The sequence below is a fragment of the Pseudomonas tensinigenes genome, assembly GCF_014268445.2.
Taxonomy (GTDB): domain Bacteria; phylum Pseudomonadota; class Gammaproteobacteria; order Pseudomonadales; family Pseudomonadaceae; genus Aquipseudomonas; species Aquipseudomonas tensinigenes.
Genome location: NZ_CP077089.1, coordinates 1843639 through 1858582, shown reverse-complemented (window position 1 = coordinate 1858582; position 14944 = coordinate 1843639). Strand labels below are relative to the sequence as shown.

Annotated in this window: 16 protein-coding genes and 1 pseudogene; 7 read left to right on the top strand and 10 right to left on the bottom strand. The window is 58.2% G+C overall.

Annotated features, from left to right (window positions below):
• Positions 1 to 20: 20 nt before the first annotated feature.
• The gene (locus HU718_RS08260) at positions 21 to 929 is read left to right on the top strand and encodes a DMT family transporter (RefSeq protein ID WP_186612722.1); all 909 of its coding nucleotides are present in this window, start codon (positions 21 to 23) and stop codon (positions 927 to 929) included.
• A gap of 133 nt (positions 930 to 1062) precedes the next feature.
• Here the strand turns inward: HU718_RS08260 and HU718_RS08255 are convergent, their stop codons facing one another.
• Positions 1063 to 1926: a DMT family transporter gene (locus tag HU718_RS08255; RefSeq protein WP_150708180.1), complete on the bottom strand. Its 864-nt coding sequence runs from the start codon at positions 1924 to 1926 to the stop codon at positions 1063 to 1065.
• A gap of 450 nt (positions 1927 to 2376) precedes the next feature.
• Between HU718_RS08255 and HU718_RS08250 the strand changes: the two genes are divergently transcribed.
• Positions 2377 to 2904 carry a hypothetical protein gene (locus HU718_RS08250; protein WP_186612720.1) on the top strand — a complete coding sequence of 176 codons (528 nt, stop codon included), beginning with the start codon at positions 2377 to 2379 and terminating at the stop codon, positions 2902 to 2904.
• Positions 2901 to 3101, top strand: coding sequence for a hypothetical protein (locus tag HU718_RS08245; protein ID WP_127926226.1), 201 nt, complete (start codon positions 2901 to 2903; stop codon positions 3099 to 3101). Before HU718_RS08250 ends, HU718_RS08245 begins: the two co-directional genes overlap by 4 nt.
• Positions 3102 to 3156: 55 nt before the next feature.
• On the opposite strand, the gene HU718_RS08240 is transcribed toward HU718_RS08245, so the two are convergent.
• Positions 3157 to 4095: an aspartyl/asparaginyl beta-hydroxylase domain-containing protein gene (locus HU718_RS08240; RefSeq protein ID WP_038358439.1), complete on the bottom strand. Its 939-nt coding sequence runs from the start codon at positions 4093 to 4095 to the stop codon at positions 3157 to 3159.
• Positions 4096 to 4279: 184 nt separating this feature from the next.
• Positions 4280 to 5254 carry a cysteine synthase A gene (cysK, locus tag HU718_RS08235; RefSeq protein ID WP_095119080.1) on the bottom strand — a complete coding sequence of 325 codons (975 nt, stop codon included), beginning with the start codon at positions 5252 to 5254 and terminating at the stop codon, positions 4280 to 4282.
• 127 nt (positions 5255 to 5381) lie between these two features.
• On the opposite strand from cysK, the gene HU718_RS08230 reads away from it, so the two are divergent.
• Positions 5382 to 6458, top strand: coding sequence for an AsmA family protein (locus HU718_RS08230; RefSeq protein WP_186612718.1), 1077 nt, complete (start codon positions 5382 to 5384; stop codon positions 6456 to 6458).
• Here the strand turns inward: HU718_RS08230 and HU718_RS08225 are convergent.
• Both HU718_RS08225 and HU718_RS08220 read right to left on the bottom strand, forming a co-directional pair.
• Positions 6455 to 6952: a helix-turn-helix domain-containing protein gene (locus tag HU718_RS08225; RefSeq protein WP_186612716.1), complete on the bottom strand. Its 498-nt coding sequence runs from the start codon at positions 6950 to 6952 to the stop codon at positions 6455 to 6457. The genes HU718_RS08230 and HU718_RS08225 overlap by 4 nt on opposite strands.
• Positions 6940 to 7160: pseudogene (locus HU718_RS08220) on the bottom strand (DUF4160 domain-containing protein). The gene HU718_RS08225 and the pseudogene HU718_RS08220 overlap by 13 nt, the downstream one beginning before the upstream one ends.
• Positions 7161 to 7361: 201 nt before the next feature.
• On the opposite strand from HU718_RS08220, the gene HU718_RS08215 reads away from it, so the two are divergent.
• A complete protein-coding gene (locus HU718_RS08215; RefSeq protein ID WP_038358424.1) occupies positions 7362 to 8207 on the top strand; it encodes an AAA family ATPase in 846 nt (281 codons plus the stop codon).
• A gap of 12 nt (positions 8208 to 8219) precedes the next feature.
• On the top strand, positions 8220 to 9398 hold the full coding sequence (locus tag HU718_RS08210) for a vWA domain-containing protein (RefSeq protein ID WP_007911295.1): 1179 nt from the start codon (positions 8220 to 8222) through the stop codon (positions 9396 to 9398).
• Between the two features lie 93 nt (positions 9399 to 9491).
• Here the strand turns inward: HU718_RS08210 and HU718_RS08205 are convergent, their stop codons facing one another.
• The 4 genes from HU718_RS08205 to HU718_RS08190 form a co-directional block, all read right to left on the bottom strand.
• The gene (locus HU718_RS08205; protein ID WP_095119082.1) at positions 9492 to 10415 is read right to left on the bottom strand and encodes a 5-oxoprolinase subunit C family protein; all 924 of its coding nucleotides are present in this window, start codon (positions 10413 to 10415) and stop codon (positions 9492 to 9494) included.
• Positions 10412 to 11116 (bottom strand): 5-oxoprolinase subunit PxpB, encoded by a 705-nt coding sequence (gene pxpB, locus HU718_RS08200; RefSeq protein ID WP_095119083.1) that lies wholly within the window; start codon positions 11114 to 11116, stop codon positions 10412 to 10414. Before pxpB ends, HU718_RS08205 begins: the two co-directional genes overlap by 4 nt.
• Positions 11113 to 11865: a 5-oxoprolinase subunit PxpA gene (locus HU718_RS08195; protein ID WP_186612714.1), complete on the bottom strand. Its 753-nt coding sequence runs from the start codon at positions 11863 to 11865 to the stop codon at positions 11113 to 11115. Before HU718_RS08195 ends, pxpB begins: the two co-directional genes overlap by 4 nt.
• A 62-nt stretch (positions 11866 to 11927) precedes the next feature.
• On the bottom strand, positions 11928 to 13214 hold the full coding sequence (locus HU718_RS08190) for an MFS transporter (protein ID WP_175555078.1): 1287 nt from the start codon (positions 13212 to 13214) through the stop codon (positions 11928 to 11930).
• Between the two features lie 159 nt (positions 13215 to 13373).
• Here HU718_RS08190 and HU718_RS08185 point away from each other — a divergent pair, with 159 nt between their 5' ends.
• Positions 13374 to 14285, top strand: coding sequence for a LysR family transcriptional regulator (locus HU718_RS08185; RefSeq protein WP_110720063.1), 912 nt, complete (start codon positions 13374 to 13376; stop codon positions 14283 to 14285).
• 109 nt (positions 14286 to 14394) lie between these two features.
• On the opposite strand, the gene HU718_RS08180 is transcribed toward HU718_RS08185, so the two are convergent.
• A complete protein-coding gene (locus HU718_RS08180; protein WP_034153178.1) occupies positions 14395 to 14937 on the bottom strand; it encodes a DUF2937 family protein in 543 nt (180 codons plus the stop codon).
• Positions 14938 to 14944 lie beyond the last annotated feature (7 nt).

The window sequence follows — 14944 nt, the reverse complement described above, 5'->3', positions numbered from 1 at the left end:
ATCAAGGAAGGAGACCCGCCGTGAGCCCTGTCGATATTTTCCGTATGTTGTCGCTGGCGGCCATCTGGGGCGCGAGTTTTCTGTTCATGCGCATTATCGCGCCAGCGATCGGCACGATTCCGACCGGGTTCTTTCGCGTATCGATTGCGGCCGTTGGCCTGCTGGTGATCCTCGGGCTGATGCGCGTGCGCTGGGATTTCAAAGGCAAACTGAAAACCGTGATGCTGCTGGGCGTGATCAACTCGGGGATTCCGGCAACGCTGTATTCGGTCGCCGCTCAGGTACTGCCAGCCGGCTATTCGGCGATTTTCAACGCCACCACGCCGCTGATGGGCGTGCTGATTGGCGGGTTGTTCTTCAGTGAAAAACTCACCGCAGCCAAACTGGGCGGGGTGTTCCTCGGTCTGTTAGGCGTTGGCGTGCTGACCCGCTCCGGTCCCGTGGCATTTGACATGCAACTGTTGCTGGGCGCCCTCGCCTGCCTGCTCGCGACCACTTGCTACGGCTTTGCCGGTTTCCTCGCGCGGCGCTGGCTGGATCAGGCCGGTGGACTGGACAGCCGATTGTCGGCACTGGGCAGCATGCTCGGCGCAACGTTGTTCCTGTTGCCGCTGTTCGGCTACAGCGTGATCACCGCGCCGCCGGTCAGTTGGGGTGGCTGGAATGTCTGGCTGTCGCTGTTGGGCCTGGGCCTCGGTTGCACGGCATTCGCCTACATCATCTACTTCCGCCTGCTCAGTTCGATCGGGCCGGTGAAATCGATGACCGTGACCTTCATGATTCCGCCGTTCGGGGTGTTGTGGGGGGCGCTGTTGCTGGATGAGCCGTTATCGATGGCGCACATTTTTGGCGGGGTATTGATTGCGCTGGCGTTGTGGTTGGTGTTGAAGCCGGCGGTGGTGAAACCTTCGCAGGTGACAGCCCGCTAGATTCATGGCGTTGGGCGTCCGTATTCGCGAGCAAGTCGAATCGTCGCACCGTCGCTCCCACATTGAAATGCATTCCAATGTGGGAGCGAGCCTGCTCGCGAAGGCGGCGGGACAAGCGCCGCCAATCTATCTATTAACTGGTTTTACGAAACACAAACGCCAGCCCAACGATGATCAACAGCATTCCCAGCAAACTCAACGCCGCCAGGCGATTGCCGAAAATCAGGTAATCCATCACCGCCGTCACCGCCGGCACCAGATAGAACAAACTGGTGACATTCACCAGATTGCCCCGCGCGATCAGCCGATACAGCAACAACGTCGCCAGCACCGACACCACCAGCCCCATCCACAACACCGGCACGATAAAACCTGTGCTGTGTTCAAAGTGGAATGGCTGAAACGGCACGAAAATCCCGCACAACAACAGCCCGGCCAGATATTGCACCGGCAGTGTACCGAGGGGATTGTCGGTGATGCGTTTCTGCATGATAGAGCCCAGCGTCATGCTCGCCAGCGCCAGCAGACCAAACAGCATCCCCGCCCATGACATCCCGGCCAGACCGATGCCCTGGTAAACAACCATGATCAGACCAGCCAGCCCCAGCGCCAGCCCGAACATCCGGCTCGCGGAGCGCTGCCGCTCCATCAACACCACGGTGAGAATCGGCTGCACACCCATGATGGTCGCCATCACCCCCGGGGTGACTTTGGTGTCGAGCGCCAGCAGATAGAAAATCTGGTAGGCCCCCAACAACACTACGCCCGTGGCAATCGCAAACAACATCGGCCGGCCGCCCTTGGGCAACTTCAACTTGAGCAACGGCGCCAGCAGCACCAGCCCGCACAAGGCAATCACAAAGCGAATCAGCAAAAAGGCAAACGGTGATGCGTGGGCCAGCCCCCATTTGGAGAAGATCGCCCCGCTGCTCCACAGCAGAACGAACAGGCTCGTGGACGTCGCCGCGAGCGCGGATTTTTTCGAAAGGACAAACATGAATACCACCTGTAGTCAGGCAAGAAGCCAACTCAGCCGAAGCTGAAATTCAGTAGGTTTTTCTGGCGGGCGCAGGGGTCAGCAGAAACTGCCGATCAGCCCGAAACGCCAACGCCCGGCGGTGATACGACTGCGCACACCGGCGTGCTACTGACAGGTGGAGGGTAATGACTGATCTGCTGGGGCTGCTGATTCCCGCACGGCACGACGCCAGCGTTGACCGCTGAATCGACTACCGCGTTGATAAGGGATGCAGGCATTGGCGCAGATCTTTTTTGAGGGGTTGGAGGGTGAGCCGTACGGCTCACGAGCGCCGACTATAACCAGCGGGCGACATGGATTGCAATGATTTGGACAAAGGGCCAGTAGCGACGGATACATGGGAGCTGAATAGGCTGTTGAGCAACGGCTACACCTATCGATGGGGAGACATGGAATGCTCGAAATCATATGCCAAGGGAACGGAGTTATCTGCGCTATCAGTTGTGTCGGTCAGAGGCGAGAAAGGCGGCTAGTATCACCACCAAGAAAATGCTTTTTCATGAGGGAGCAGACTTTTCGAAAGTACGCTTCGAAGCCATCGATGCTCAGGCAATGAGTGCTTTTGAGCTTTGGGATAACCCGCATTTTTCCTGGGGAGATGTCGTCACCTGGAAGACCCGAGAACCCTTGTCTCTGGATGTCGCGATCTGGTTTGAACAAGAGCTCTGCGGGCTGTGTTTTGTCATTCCAAACAATAGCCGTCAGCGAATTCGAATCGTGCGACTAGAGGGAAGGCCAGGGGAAGCGCATCCACTTAAAAACCGTATCGCGGCGTTGGCGATGCTGGCCATTGACGAATTTGCCCAAATTATTGGCAGCAGATTGATTGAAGTTCAGGAGCCCATGCAAGGAGCCATTCCGAAATATAGACAGCTCGGCTTCACATTTGATTTGGATGGCCGGCTTGTGCTCGCAGTGGAGGGTAAAGTATTGTGAAAACTGTTCAATTAATGATCAGCGAGGGCAAAAAAATGCGTAAGGTTGTTAAACGAGCCCCCTCGAAAAAGGGATCACGCAAAGCCGATGAAAAGCTGGGGGATTTAGTGTTATCCACCAACCAGCAACGATTTCTGCAGGTTCTTGTCGATGGCATTGACGTAGATGAACCCAACGTTCTCGCTGGACGGCGCTGATTCGCAGGCAATAAAAAACCGCTCACAAGGAGCGGTTTTTATTACACATCCAGCCTCAACCAAACAGCCAATACCCCAACAACGTCAACACCACCACTGCCAGCACCGGCCGCATCACGCGGTAGGCCTTCGGATGACGGCGTTTCCACTGTTTGACCACGCCGCTGAATTTGTCGCTGAAGCTCTTGCTCCAGGCGTAGGCCTGATTGATCCCGCCGACGCGTTCGTCGTCGAGGTTCTGCGGTGCGGTGGCACGGCCGAGCCAGGCGCTGATCGAGCGGTTGATGCGGGTCATGAGGCGGTTGCTCAGCGGACGCTCGACGTCGCAGAACAGGATCACGCGGGTTTGGTCGGTTTCGTTCTTGACCCAGTGCACGTAGGTTTCGTCGAACATCACGTCTTCGCCGTCACGCCAGGCGTACACCTGACCATCGACGAAAATCCGGCAATCGTCGGAGTTCGGCGTCGACAAGCCGAGGTGATAACGCAGCGAGCCGGCGAACGGATCGCGATGCGGGTTCAAATGGCTGCCACCCGGCAACAGCGCGAACATCGCGCCTTTGACGTTGGGAATCGCACTGACCAGCGCGACGGTTTTCGGGCACAGGGTTTCAGCCGACGGCAGCGGTTTGTCGTACCACTTGAGGTAGAAACGCTTCCAGCCCTTCTTGAAGAACGAGCCGAAACCGGCGTCATTGTTCTTTTCCGCCGCGCGAATATAGCCTTCGTCGAACAGGTGCATGGCCTCGTCGCGAATGGTTTCCCAGTTGTCGCGCAGTACGTCCAGTTCCGGGAATTTGCTGCGATCCAGATACGGCTTCGACGGCACGCCGGAAAACAGGTACATCAAGGCGTTGTAAGGAGCGAAGAGCGCCGAGTGGTTGACGAACTGACGCAGAACCGGCAAACGCGCCTTGCCGCGCAAATGCACATAGAGCGTGCTGCCCAAAAAGAGCAGCAGCACAAACGCCTTGGCGGCAAACGAAAAGGTCATCAACAACTCCTTGAATAAAGACAACGCTGCGCAACGCCCTTTACCCGGCATGGCAGCCGGCCATGATAAACACTACCGGCGCCGGGCAAAACCCGCCTTACACAAGAATCAGTGTTAAGAATTGCGCAACAAAGCATTTATTAGCATAACGATCCTGAACCGCGGCTGACCTGAATCAACTGGATTACTGCTGAGTCTCCTGTTCAGTGAACAGATCGCTGAACAACATGCTCGACAGATAACGCTCACCCGAGTCAGGCAGAATCACCACGATAGTCTTGCCCTGCATTTCCGGCGTCTCCGCCAGACGCACTGCTACCGCCATCGCTGCACCGCAGGAGATGCCGCACAAAATCCCTTCTTCCTGCATCAAGCGCAGCGCCATGGCCTTGGATTCGTCGTCGGTGACCTGCTCGACCCGGTCGACCATCGACAGATCCAGGTTCTTCGGCACAAAACCGGCACCGATCCCCTGAATCTTGTGCGGACTCGGTTTGATCTCTTCGCCCGCCAGCGCCTGGCTGATCACCGGCGAGGAAACCGGTTCCACCGCCACCGACAGGATCGGTTTGCCCTGGGTATTCTTGATATACCGCGAAACGCCCGTGATGGTTCCGCCGGTGCCGACTCCGGCCACCAGTACATCCACCGCACCATCGGTGTCGTTCCAGATTTCCGGACCGGTGGTTTTTTCGTGAATCGCCGGGTTGGCCGGGTTATCGAACTGCGATGGCATGAAGTACTTGTCAGCATCGCTGGCGACGATCTCGGCGGCTTTCTCGATGGCGCCTTTCATGCCCTTGGCCGGCTCGGTCAACACCAGCTCGGCGCCCAAGGCCTTGAGAACCTTACGGCGCTCGATACTCATCGAGGCCGGCATGGTCAGCATCAATTTGTAACCACGAGCGGCGGCAACAAATGCCAGGCCAATCCCCGTGTTACCCGACGTCGGCTCGACAATGGTCATGCCCGGCTTGAGTTTGCCGCTGCTCTCGGCGTCCCAGATCATGTTGGCGCCGATCCGGCACTTGACCGAATAACCGGGGTTGCGCCCCTCGATCTTGGCCAGAATGGTCACGCCACGCGGTGCGATGCGGTTGATCTGCACCAGCGGCGTATTACCGATGGAATGGGCGTTGTCAGCGAAAATACGGCTCATGGCTGGGTCCTTATGCAGCATTGAATTCAGCCTTCCAAGGTATGCCTGTTGCCTGGCGCAGTCCAGTCGGGTCGAACGTCTGCGCGGCGTAACAGTCAATCGCTTACATCGTCAGGGAATTGCCGTCATGAAGCGTCGCTACAGTTGGCCACTAGGGACTTTCGCCGTCGTCGTTGTGCTGCTGATCGCGCTGCACATCGCCCTGCCCTACATGGTGCGTGACTACCTGAACGGCAAGCTGGCGGACATGGGTGATTACCGCGGCCAGATCACTGATGTCGACCTCGCGTGGTGGCGCGGCGCCTACAAGATCAATGGCCTGAAAATCGTCAAGGTCGACGGCAAGGTGCCGGTGCCGTTCGTCAATGCACCGCTGATCGATCTTGCGGTCAGCTGGCATTCGCTGTGGTACGACCATGCTGTGGTGGCGCAAGTGAAATTCGTCAATCCCGAAATCAATTTCGTCGATGGCGGAGCCAACAAGCAGAACTCCCAGACCGGTCAGGGCACTGACTGGCGTGCGCAACTAGGCAAATTGCTGCCGATAACCCTCGACGAAGTGCAGATTCACGACGGCAAGATCAGCTTTCGCAATTTCAACTCAAAACCGCCGGTGAACATGAACGCGACCAACGTCGACGCGAGCATCTACAACCTGACCAACGTGGTCGACAAACAGGGCAAACGCGACGCCCGCTTTGAAGGCAAAGCCCTGCTGCTGGGGCATGCACCGCTGGAAACCACCGCAACGTTCGACCCTCTGAGCAACTTCGAGGACTTCGAATTCCGCCTGCGCGCCAAGGACATCGAACTCAAAAGCATGAACGACTTCGCCTCGGCCTACGGCAAGTTCGACTTCAACGCCGGCCACGGTGATGTGGTGATCGAAGCCCAAGCCAAAAAAGCCAAGGTCAACGGCTACATCAAACCACTGCTGCGCGACGTCGAAGTGTTCAACTGGCAGCAGGACGTGGAAAACAACAACAAGAGCATCTTCCGCTCGGTCTGGGAGGCTTTGGTCGGTGGTACTGAAACCGTGCTGAAGAACCAGGCGAAAAACCAGTTCGCCACCAAGGTCGAGCTCAGTGGCAACGTACATCAGCAAAATATCAGCGCGTTCGAAGCTTTTTTGCAGATTTTGCGTAATGGTTTCGTACAGGCATTCAATGCGCGGTATGAGCGGCCGAAGCCTGATGCGGGTTAGGTTTTGCGGTTGACGATATAGCGACCCGACTCCTCTGCAGCCAGTGTTGAGCTTTGTTGCAGTGAATCCCAGCCCAGGCAAGCCAGCGCCAGTGAACGTGGGACTGCCTCGCGCCCATTACTGTAGCGACTGATGCTACGAGCGCTGACACCCAGCGCTTCGGCAGCCTGACTAAGAGACAGTCCCGTTCGGGCGCGCCAGTCGATAAAGATTCGCGTGTTTTCATCGGCTGCGTTTTGAGCTAGCGCATCCATGTAAAGTGTATCTGCACCAATCTGTATATCGGGTTCAAGCCATTCGACAGTCCAGCCATAGTCATCCAATGTCGCGGTCAAAAACACCTTGGAATCGAGCAATGGCTGCAACCCTGGATAAGCTTTAATATCCCGGCAGAGATCAAGTGTCAGTTCCTGTCCATCAATAAAGGTCAGTGCCAATCGAAAGTCTGACAGTGCCTGCACTGCTGACAGGCGAGGCCTTTTCATGGGTAACATCGTTTCCAGTCCTCCAATAGTTGCACTTGATGAGCCGAGACCCACGCCAGCGCTTCAGTGGCGGCGCCTTGCCCATCATCACCCCAACGGTTTCAAGGCTCAGCATCACATCCACGCCGCCACCGATAAGGTGCACATGGGGCGGCGGATGATCCTTCTCGCGCAACTGAATGCGGTATTTGTCGCGAAATCGGTATTTAGTCGTCATGACCGAGAGGCTATCGCCAAATCGGCGATACCTGAATACTGGCCATCGGCCGAGACTGAGTCAACATGTGACGCCCCATTCAGAGACTGAATAAGCCGTCTGCGTTCACAGTCGACCGGCCTGCGCGTTATAGTCGGGCATTCGATTATTTTGCCCCCGCCCTGCCCGTTCAGGTCGGCGTTACCGTTCGAGGATTAGCAGATGAAGTTCGAAGGCACCCAGGCCTACGTCGCCACCGATGACCTGAAGCTGGCGGTCAACGCCGCCATCACCCTGGAGCGGCCGCTGCTGGTCAAGGGCGAGCCGGGCACCGGCAAGACCATGCTCGCCGAGCAACTGGCCGAATCGTTCAACGCCAAGTTGATCACCTGGCACATCAAATCCACCACCAAGGCGCATCAGGGTCTCTATGAGTACGACGCTGTCAGCCGTCTGCGTGACTCGCAACTGGGAACGGAAAAGGTTCACGACGTTCGCAACTACCTTAAAAAGGGCAAACTCTGGGAGGCTTTCGAGTCCGAAGAGCGGGTCATTCTGCTGATCGACGAGATCGACAAGGCCGACATTGAGTTCCCGAACGACTTGCTGCAAGAACTCGACAAGATGGAGTTCTACGTTTACGAGATCGACGAGACCATCAAGGCGAAAAAACGCCCGATCATCATCATTACTTCGAACAACGAAAAAGAGCTGCCGGACGCTTTCCTGCGCCGTTGCTTCTTCCACTATATCGCCTTCCCGGACCGCCCGACCCTGCAGAAAATCGTCGACGTGCACTACCCGGACATTAAGAAGGATCTGGTCAGCGAAGCGCTGGACGTGTTCTTCGACGTGCGCAAAGTGCCGGGCCTGAAGAAGAAGCCGTCGACCTCGGAACTGGTCGACTGGCTGAAGCTGCTGATGGCCGACAACATTGGCGAAGCGGTGTTGCGCGAACGTGATCCGACCAAGGCAATTCCGCCACTGGCCGGTGCTTTGGTGAAGAACGAACAGGACGTGCAACTGCTTGAGCGCCTGGCGTTCATGAGCCGTCGCGGCACCCGCTAAGAGGCTGATGCCATGTTGCTCAACCTGTTCAATGAAATGCGTGCAGCCAAGGTGCCGGTGTCGGTGCGCGAGCTGCTCGACCTGATCAACGCGCTGAAACAGCGCGTGACCTTCGCCGACATGGACGAGTTCTACTACTTGTCGCGGGCGATTCTGGTCAAGGACGAACGCCATTTCGACAAGTTCGACCGTGCGTTCGGCGCCTACTTCAATGGCTTGGAAAAGCTCGACGATCACTTGCAGGCGCTGATTCCCGAAGACTGGCTGCGCAAGGAGTTCGAGCGCTCGCTGAGCGACGAGGAACGCGCGCAGATCCAGTCCCTCGGCGGTCTGGACAAGCTGATCGAAGAGTTCAAGAAACGTCTGGAAGAACAGAAGGAACGCCACGCCGGCGGCAACAAGTGGATCGGCACCGGCGGCACCAGCCCGTTCGGTTCCGGCGGCTTCAACCCGGAAGGCATTCGGGTCGGCGATGCTGGCAAGCGCCAGGGCAAAGCGGTGAAAGTCTGGGATCAGCGCGAGTACAAGAATCTCGATGATTCGGTGGAACTGGGCACGCGCAATATCAAAGTCGCCCTGCGTCGACTGCGCAAGTTTGCGCGTCAGGGCGCGGCAGAAGAGCTGGACATCGACGGCACCATCGATCACACCGCCAAAGATGCGGGCCTGCTGAACATTCAGATGCGCCCGGAGCGCCGCAACACGGTGAAGCTGTTGTTGCTGTTCGACATCGGCGGTTCGATGGACGCGCACGTGAAGATCTGCGAAGAACTGTTCTCGGCCTGCAAGACCGAGTTCAAACATCTGGAGTACTTCTACTTCCACAACTTCGTTTACGAATCGGTGTGGAAGAACAACATGCGCCGCACTTCAGAGCGCACGTCGACCCAGGACTTGCTACACAAGTACGGCGCCGACTACAAAGTGATATTCATCGGTGACGCCGCCATGGCGCCGTATGAAATCACCCAGGCTGGTGGCAGTGTCGAGCACTGGAACGAAGAGCCGGGCTACGTGTGGATGCAGCGCTTCATGGAGAAGTACAAGAAGCTCATCTGGATCAACCCGTATCCGAAAGATACCTGGGGCTATACCTCGTCGACCAACATCGTACGGGATCTGATCGAGGATCAGATGTATCCGTTGACGTTGCGCGGGCTTGAGGAAGGGATGCGGTTTTTGTCCAAATAATCTGTTTTGTCAGTAATGGCCCCTTCGCGAGCAGGCTCGCTCCCACATTGGAATGCATTTCACCCTGTGGGAGCGAGCCTGCTCGCGAAGCTTTTAGCTATTGCTGAAGCGCTGCAGATATTTGATGTGCTCACAGTGCGCAACTTCCTGCACCACCGGCCGCAACCGCACCTGCGCCCCCGGCAGGCACTGCGCCAACCGCGCCAACGCCAACGGCGTCAATGCGCCCAATCGTGGATACCCGCCAATCGTCTGCCGATCATTGAGCAACACAATCGGCTGGCCGTCCGGCGGCACTTGCACCGCACCGAGAGGAATTCCTTCAGAAATCATTGGCTGGCCCTGATATTCCAACGCCTTGCCCAGCAAACGAATGCCCATGCGATCGGCGCGGCTGTCCAGCGTCCAGGCACTGTTGAATGCATCGAACAGACTCTGCCCGCTGAACTGGCCAATCTGCGCACCGAGCACCAGATCCAGTGGTGCATTCGATTTCAGATCCAGCCGTAACGCCAAAGGCACTTCGCGAAGCGACAGCGATTCACCGCGATAACTCAGCGCCGCCCCCTTGGCCAGCGGCAAGCCCAGGCCATCCAGACCACCGAACGCCTCGCGCACCACTGTCGCGCTACTACCCAAGACCTTGGGCGCCTCGAAACCGCCGGGCGCCGCCAGATAAGCCCGGGCACCGAGCAACGGTTGCGTGAACAGCAACTTCTGTCCTTTACCCAACTTGAAACTGCGCCACGGCGCCAGCGGTTGACCATCAATCTGCGCGCCTAGATCAGCTCCGGCCAGCGCCAGCAAACAATCGTCTTCAGCGACTACGGCAAACCCGCCAAGGGTGATTTCGATGACCGGCACATCCAGTCGGTTGCCCAGCATCCAGTTGGCCCAGCTCGCTGAGCACCAATCCGCCGCGCCGCCCTGGGTGACGCCCAGATGCCGCACGCCGAAACGTCCCGCGTCCTGCAACAGACACAGCGGTGTACTCGCTTCAATCCTCAGTCGGCTCATGCCTGCGCCTCCAGTGGCGTGTCATCGCCGCCCAGATTGACGAACTCGGCATGACTGACCGCTTCGAATCGCACGGTGTCGCCGGGTTGCATCAGGCTGTAGCCATCGCGATTGCGGTCGAACAACTTGGCCGGGGTGCGGCCGATCAGGTTCCAGCCGCCGGGAGAGACCACGGGGTAAGCCGCCGTCTGCCGTTCGGCAATGCCCACGCTACCGGCAGCGACTTTTTTGCGTGGCGTGTTCAGGCGAGGCGCGGCAAGCACTTCTTCGACCAACCCCATAAACGCGAAACCCGGCGCGAAACCAAGGGCGAATACCTGATACTCACGTCCGCTGTGGCGACGGATCACTTCATCCACCGCCAGACCGCTGCGTTCGGCCAGCAAACTCAACTCAGGGCCGACACTCAAGTCGTACCAGACCGGCAGCACATGGCATTGGCCAGCGGTTTGCGCATTCGGTGACAGATCGATCAACGCTTCGGCGATCAATTCCCGCGCCTGACTCGGACTCAATGCGGTCAAATCGTAATGCACCATCAACGTCGTATAAGACGGCACCAGATCGATGAGTTGCTCACCGAATACCGCACGCAAACGCTCACTGGCAGCAAGCATCCACGGCATGTTGGCTTCGGCGATTTCATCGAACAGACGCAGCATCAGGCAATCCAGTGCCACCACTTCAATCCTTGGGTTCATGAGGCGCTCTGCTGATTCAAGGCTTCGCGAATGCGTTGCACGGCGGCTACTGAACTGGCGTTGTCACCGTGCACGCAGAGGGTGTTGGCGTGCAGGCGCAAGGCGCTGCCGTCGCTGGCGCTGAGGTTGTCGCCCCGGGCAATGGTCAGGGCTTGCTCGATGATTTTTCCCGGGTCGTGATGCACCGCGCCCGGCAATTGTCGCGAGACCAGTTTGCCGGCACTGTCGTAAGCACGGTCAGCGAATGCTTCGAACCACATTGTCACGCCATACTCATCGCCGATCTGCTGCGCAGCGGAGTTGTCGCGGGTGGCCATCAGCATCAGCGGCAGGCTGCGGTCATAAGCGGCCACCGCCTGAATCACCGCACGCAATTGCGCCGGGTTGGCCATCATGTCGTTGTACATCGCACCATGGGGTTTGACGTAACTGACACGGCCGCCCTGGGCTTTGCAAATGCCGTCGAGGGCGCCGATCTGGTAATGCAGGATGTCTTGCAGCTCTTGCGCCGAGTACGCCATGGAACGTCGACCGAAGCCGACCAGATCCTGATAAGCCGGGTGTGCGCCGATCTGCACGCCGTGGCTCAACGCCAGGCTGACGGTCTTGCGCATGATGCTCGGATCACCCGCGTGAAAACCACAGGCCACGTTGGCGCAATCGATGAAGGGCATGACCTCGACATCCAGACCCATGGTCCAGTTGCCGAAGCTCTCGCCAATGTCGCAATTCAATAGCAGGCGGCTCACGGTGAACACTCCTGTAGGTGCTTGTCTTTTTATCTGTAGGACTGTGCTGCGCAGGTTATCAGTTACTGCGCGTCCAGTTGCTTGCCGCGCGTTTCCGGCAGACTCAACGCCGCGATAATCACCACGCCGTACGACACCGCTGCAAAGGCGCCAATGCCTACGCTCAATGGTACTGTCTGGCTGAGCAGGCCGATCAGCAGCGGAAACAGGGCAGCCAGCGCCCGACCGATGTTGTAGCAAAAGCCCTGCCCCGAACCGCGAATTCGCGTGGGGAACAGTTCAGTCAGAAACGCGCCCATACCGCTGAAAATCCCCGAGGCGAAGAAGCCCAGCGGGAAGCCCAGCCACAGCATCACGCCGTTGCTCACCGGCAGCTGCGTGTAGAGCAGAACGATGGTGAACGAGCCGACCGCAAAGAGAATGAAGTTCTTCTTACGCCCCAGCAGGTCAGTCAGATAAGCGCTAATCACATAGCCGACGTAGGAACCGACAATCACCATGGCCAGATAGCCGCCGGTGCCGAGTACGCTCAAGCCGCGTTCGTTTTTCAGAAAGGTCGGCAGCCAGGAAGTGATCGCGTAATAACCGCCCAGCGCCCCCGTGGTCAGCAGCGAAGCGCGGAACGTGGTGAAGAGCATGCCGGGTGCGAAGATCTCGTAGAATTTCGATTGAGTCTCCGGCGTTTGCTGCGCCTTGGCCTCGCGGTAGATCTCCGGATCTTTCACCAGTCGACGGACGAAAATCACAAAAATCGCCGGCACGATGCCGAGGATGAACAGTGCACGCCAGGCGTCTTCCGGCGGCAACACCGAGAACAGCAGCGCATACAGAATCGCCGTCAGCCCCCAGCCCAGTGCCCACCCGGATTGCACCATGCCCACCGCTTTGCCACGGTCCTTGGCGCGGATCACCTCGCCGATCAGCACCGCACCGGCGGTCCATTCGCCGCCGAAACCGAAGCCCATCAACGTCCGCGCGATCAGCAGTTGTTCGTAGTTTTGCGCGAAGCCGCAGAGGAAGGTGAAGAAGGCGAACCACAGCACGGTCAGTTGCAGGGTGCGCACGCGACCGATGCGGTCAGAGAGAATCCCGGCGACCCAACCGCCGATGGCGGAAGCGATCAAGGTGCTGGTGTGAATCAGCCCGGCCTCACCGGTGGTAATGCCCCACATCGCGATCAGCGTCGGCACGACGAAGCTGAGCATCTGCGTGTCCATGCCGTCCAGACCGTAGCCGATCTTGCAGCTCCAGAACGTGCGGCGCTCCTGTTGGTTGATGTTGCGATACCAGTCGAACGGCCCCGGACGCGCCGTTGCCTTGGGTACTTCTAGGGTGTCGGGAGCACGCATGGCTTATCTCCGCAGGTTTTTTATTGGTCTTGTTCGTAGCCCCGACGACGCCTATCGTGGGGACCGGATGCGTCGATTTTTCGTCGCGCGGCCCTGCTGCGTCCAACGAATAAAAACCCGCCTTAGCCATAAGAAAAATTTGTCACCCGAGCCTTGCCCATGAACCTGAAGTTTCTCGAGACCTTTGTCTGGGTCGCCCGACTGAAGAGTTTTCGTCTGACCGCCGATAAGCTGTTCACCACCCAGGCGTCGATTTCCAGCCGCATCGCGGTACTGGAAGGTGAGCTGGGGGTGAAGCTGTTTTTGCGCGATTCACGCGGTGTCAGCCTGACGCCCGAAGGCCTGAAAGTGCTGGAGTATGCCGAGCAGATGCTCGACACCATGTCCGCCCTGAAACAGTCAATCGAGACCCGCTCGAGCAAGGTTGGTCGCGTCCGTATCGGCGTAATGGACACGGTAATCCACACCTGGCTCAGCCCGTTGGTGGCGCAGATGACCGATCTGTACCCACGGGTGGAAATCGAGCTGGTGGCGGATACCTCGCTGAACCTCTGCGATCAGCTGCAAAAAGGCTTTCTCGACATCGTTCTGCAAACCGATCTGATCCGCCATGAAAGCGTGCGCAGTCTGGAGCTGGCCAGTCATCCGCTGGGCTGGATTGTCGCCAGCAATTCTATCTACAACCGCGATTACGCCGACCTCGCCGAACTGGCGCAGGAACGGATCATCACCTACTCGAAAAACTCCCGGCCGCATCAGGATCTGTTGGCGTTGATGCAAGCCAATGGCGTACTGGCGCCACGTTTGAATTGCGTGAACTCGGTGTCGGCGATTACCCGGTTATTGCGTGATGGATTTGGGATTGGTGTGCTGCCGCCAGTGTTGGTGGCTGAGGAATTGGCGCGGGGGGAATTGACGTTATTGGATATTGATCAGCGACCGCCAAACCTGCAGGTGGTGGTGTCGTGGCGGGTGGGGGTTGAGTGGGTCGAGGAGATTGTGACGTTGTGTCAGCAGGTGCTTGAAGGGTATGCACACAAGGTGGGCAAGGACTACATCGCGTTAAGTTGATCGTTCCTACGCTCCGCGTGGGAATGCAGCCCGGGACGCTCCGCGTCCCTCGAAAGCCGAACGCGGAGCGTCCGTTGAGGCATTCCCACGCGGAGCGTGGGAATGATCATCAGAGGCCGCGCACGTCGCGGTCTTCGATCGGCCGGCTCTGGCGCAAACGTCGACCACCGAGCACCACCCAGTCGATCAGTCGGAACAGGCATTCAATGCCGAACGACAGCAGCAACGCCCCGCTCATGCCCCAGATCATCGCTTCCGGGGTCAGCAGGATCTGGTAGCTGTAGCCGTTCCAGGTTTCCTTGCGAATATCCGGGTCAGCGGCCAGCACCACTTGCAGGAAGCGGATGTACCACGGGCCTTGCATCGCCTGGAACTGCTTGTCCAACGCCACCTGACGCGTGAGCAAGGTGTTCAGACTGTCGGCGTCGCTGCGGAAGATCGGATCTTCACTGGCGCGGTAATGCGCGACCAGTGCCTGCATATCGCCCTTGAAGAACTGCTCGGCAGTCCCTTGAAAACCGCGCAAACCGGTCTGCGCTTCGATCAGATGCGCCTCGACCCGCTTCGCGTAATCATTGATGAATCCCGGCACCTGGACACCGATCAACAGGCCCGCCGCAAACAACACCAGCCGTACATAACTGAGCAACATGGGGTGC

Coding starts and splice junctions, on each gene's coding strand:
- HU718_RS08225 (WP_186612716.1), bottom strand. CDS start 6,952: ATGTTACCCATGAAAAGGCCTCGCCTGTCAGCAGTGCAGGCACTGTCA.
- pxpB (WP_095119083.1), bottom strand. CDS start 11,116: ATGAACCCAAGGATTGAAGTGGTGGCACTGGATTGCCTGATGCTGCGT.
- cysK (WP_095119080.1), bottom strand. CDS start 5,254: ATGAGCCGTATTTTCGCTGACAACGCCCATTCCATCGGTAATACGCCG.
- HU718_RS08255 (WP_150708180.1), bottom strand. CDS start 1,926: ATGTTTGTCCTTTCGAAAAAATCCGCGCTCGCGGCGACGTCCACGAGC.
- HU718_RS08190 (WP_175555078.1), bottom strand. CDS start 13,214: ATGCGTGCTCCCGACACCCTAGAAGTACCCAAGGCAACGGCGCGTCCG.
- HU718_RS08250 (WP_186612720.1), top strand. CDS start 2,377: ATGCCAAGGGAACGGAGTTATCTGCGCTATCAGTTGTGTCGGTCAGAG.
- HU718_RS08205 (WP_095119082.1), bottom strand. CDS start 10,415: ATGAGCCGACTGAGGATTGAAGCGAGTACACCGCTGTGTCTGTTGCAG.
- HU718_RS08210 (WP_007911295.1), top strand. CDS start 8,220: ATGTTGCTCAACCTGTTCAATGAAATGCGTGCAGCCAAGGTGCCGGTG.
- HU718_RS08230 (WP_186612718.1), top strand. CDS start 5,382: ATGAAGCGTCGCTACAGTTGGCCACTAGGGACTTTCGCCGTCGTCGTT.
- HU718_RS08215 (WP_038358424.1), top strand. CDS start 7,362: ATGAAGTTCGAAGGCACCCAGGCCTACGTCGCCACCGATGACCTGAAG.
- HU718_RS08240 (WP_038358439.1), bottom strand. CDS start 4,095: ATGACCTTTTCGTTTGCCGCCAAGGCGTTTGTGCTGCTGCTCTTTTTG.
- HU718_RS08185 (WP_110720063.1), top strand. CDS start 13,374: ATGAACCTGAAGTTTCTCGAGACCTTTGTCTGGGTCGCCCGACTGAAG.
- HU718_RS08180 (WP_034153178.1), bottom strand. CDS start 14,937: ATGTTGCTCAGTTATGTACGGCTGGTGTTGTTTGCGGCGGGCCTGTTG.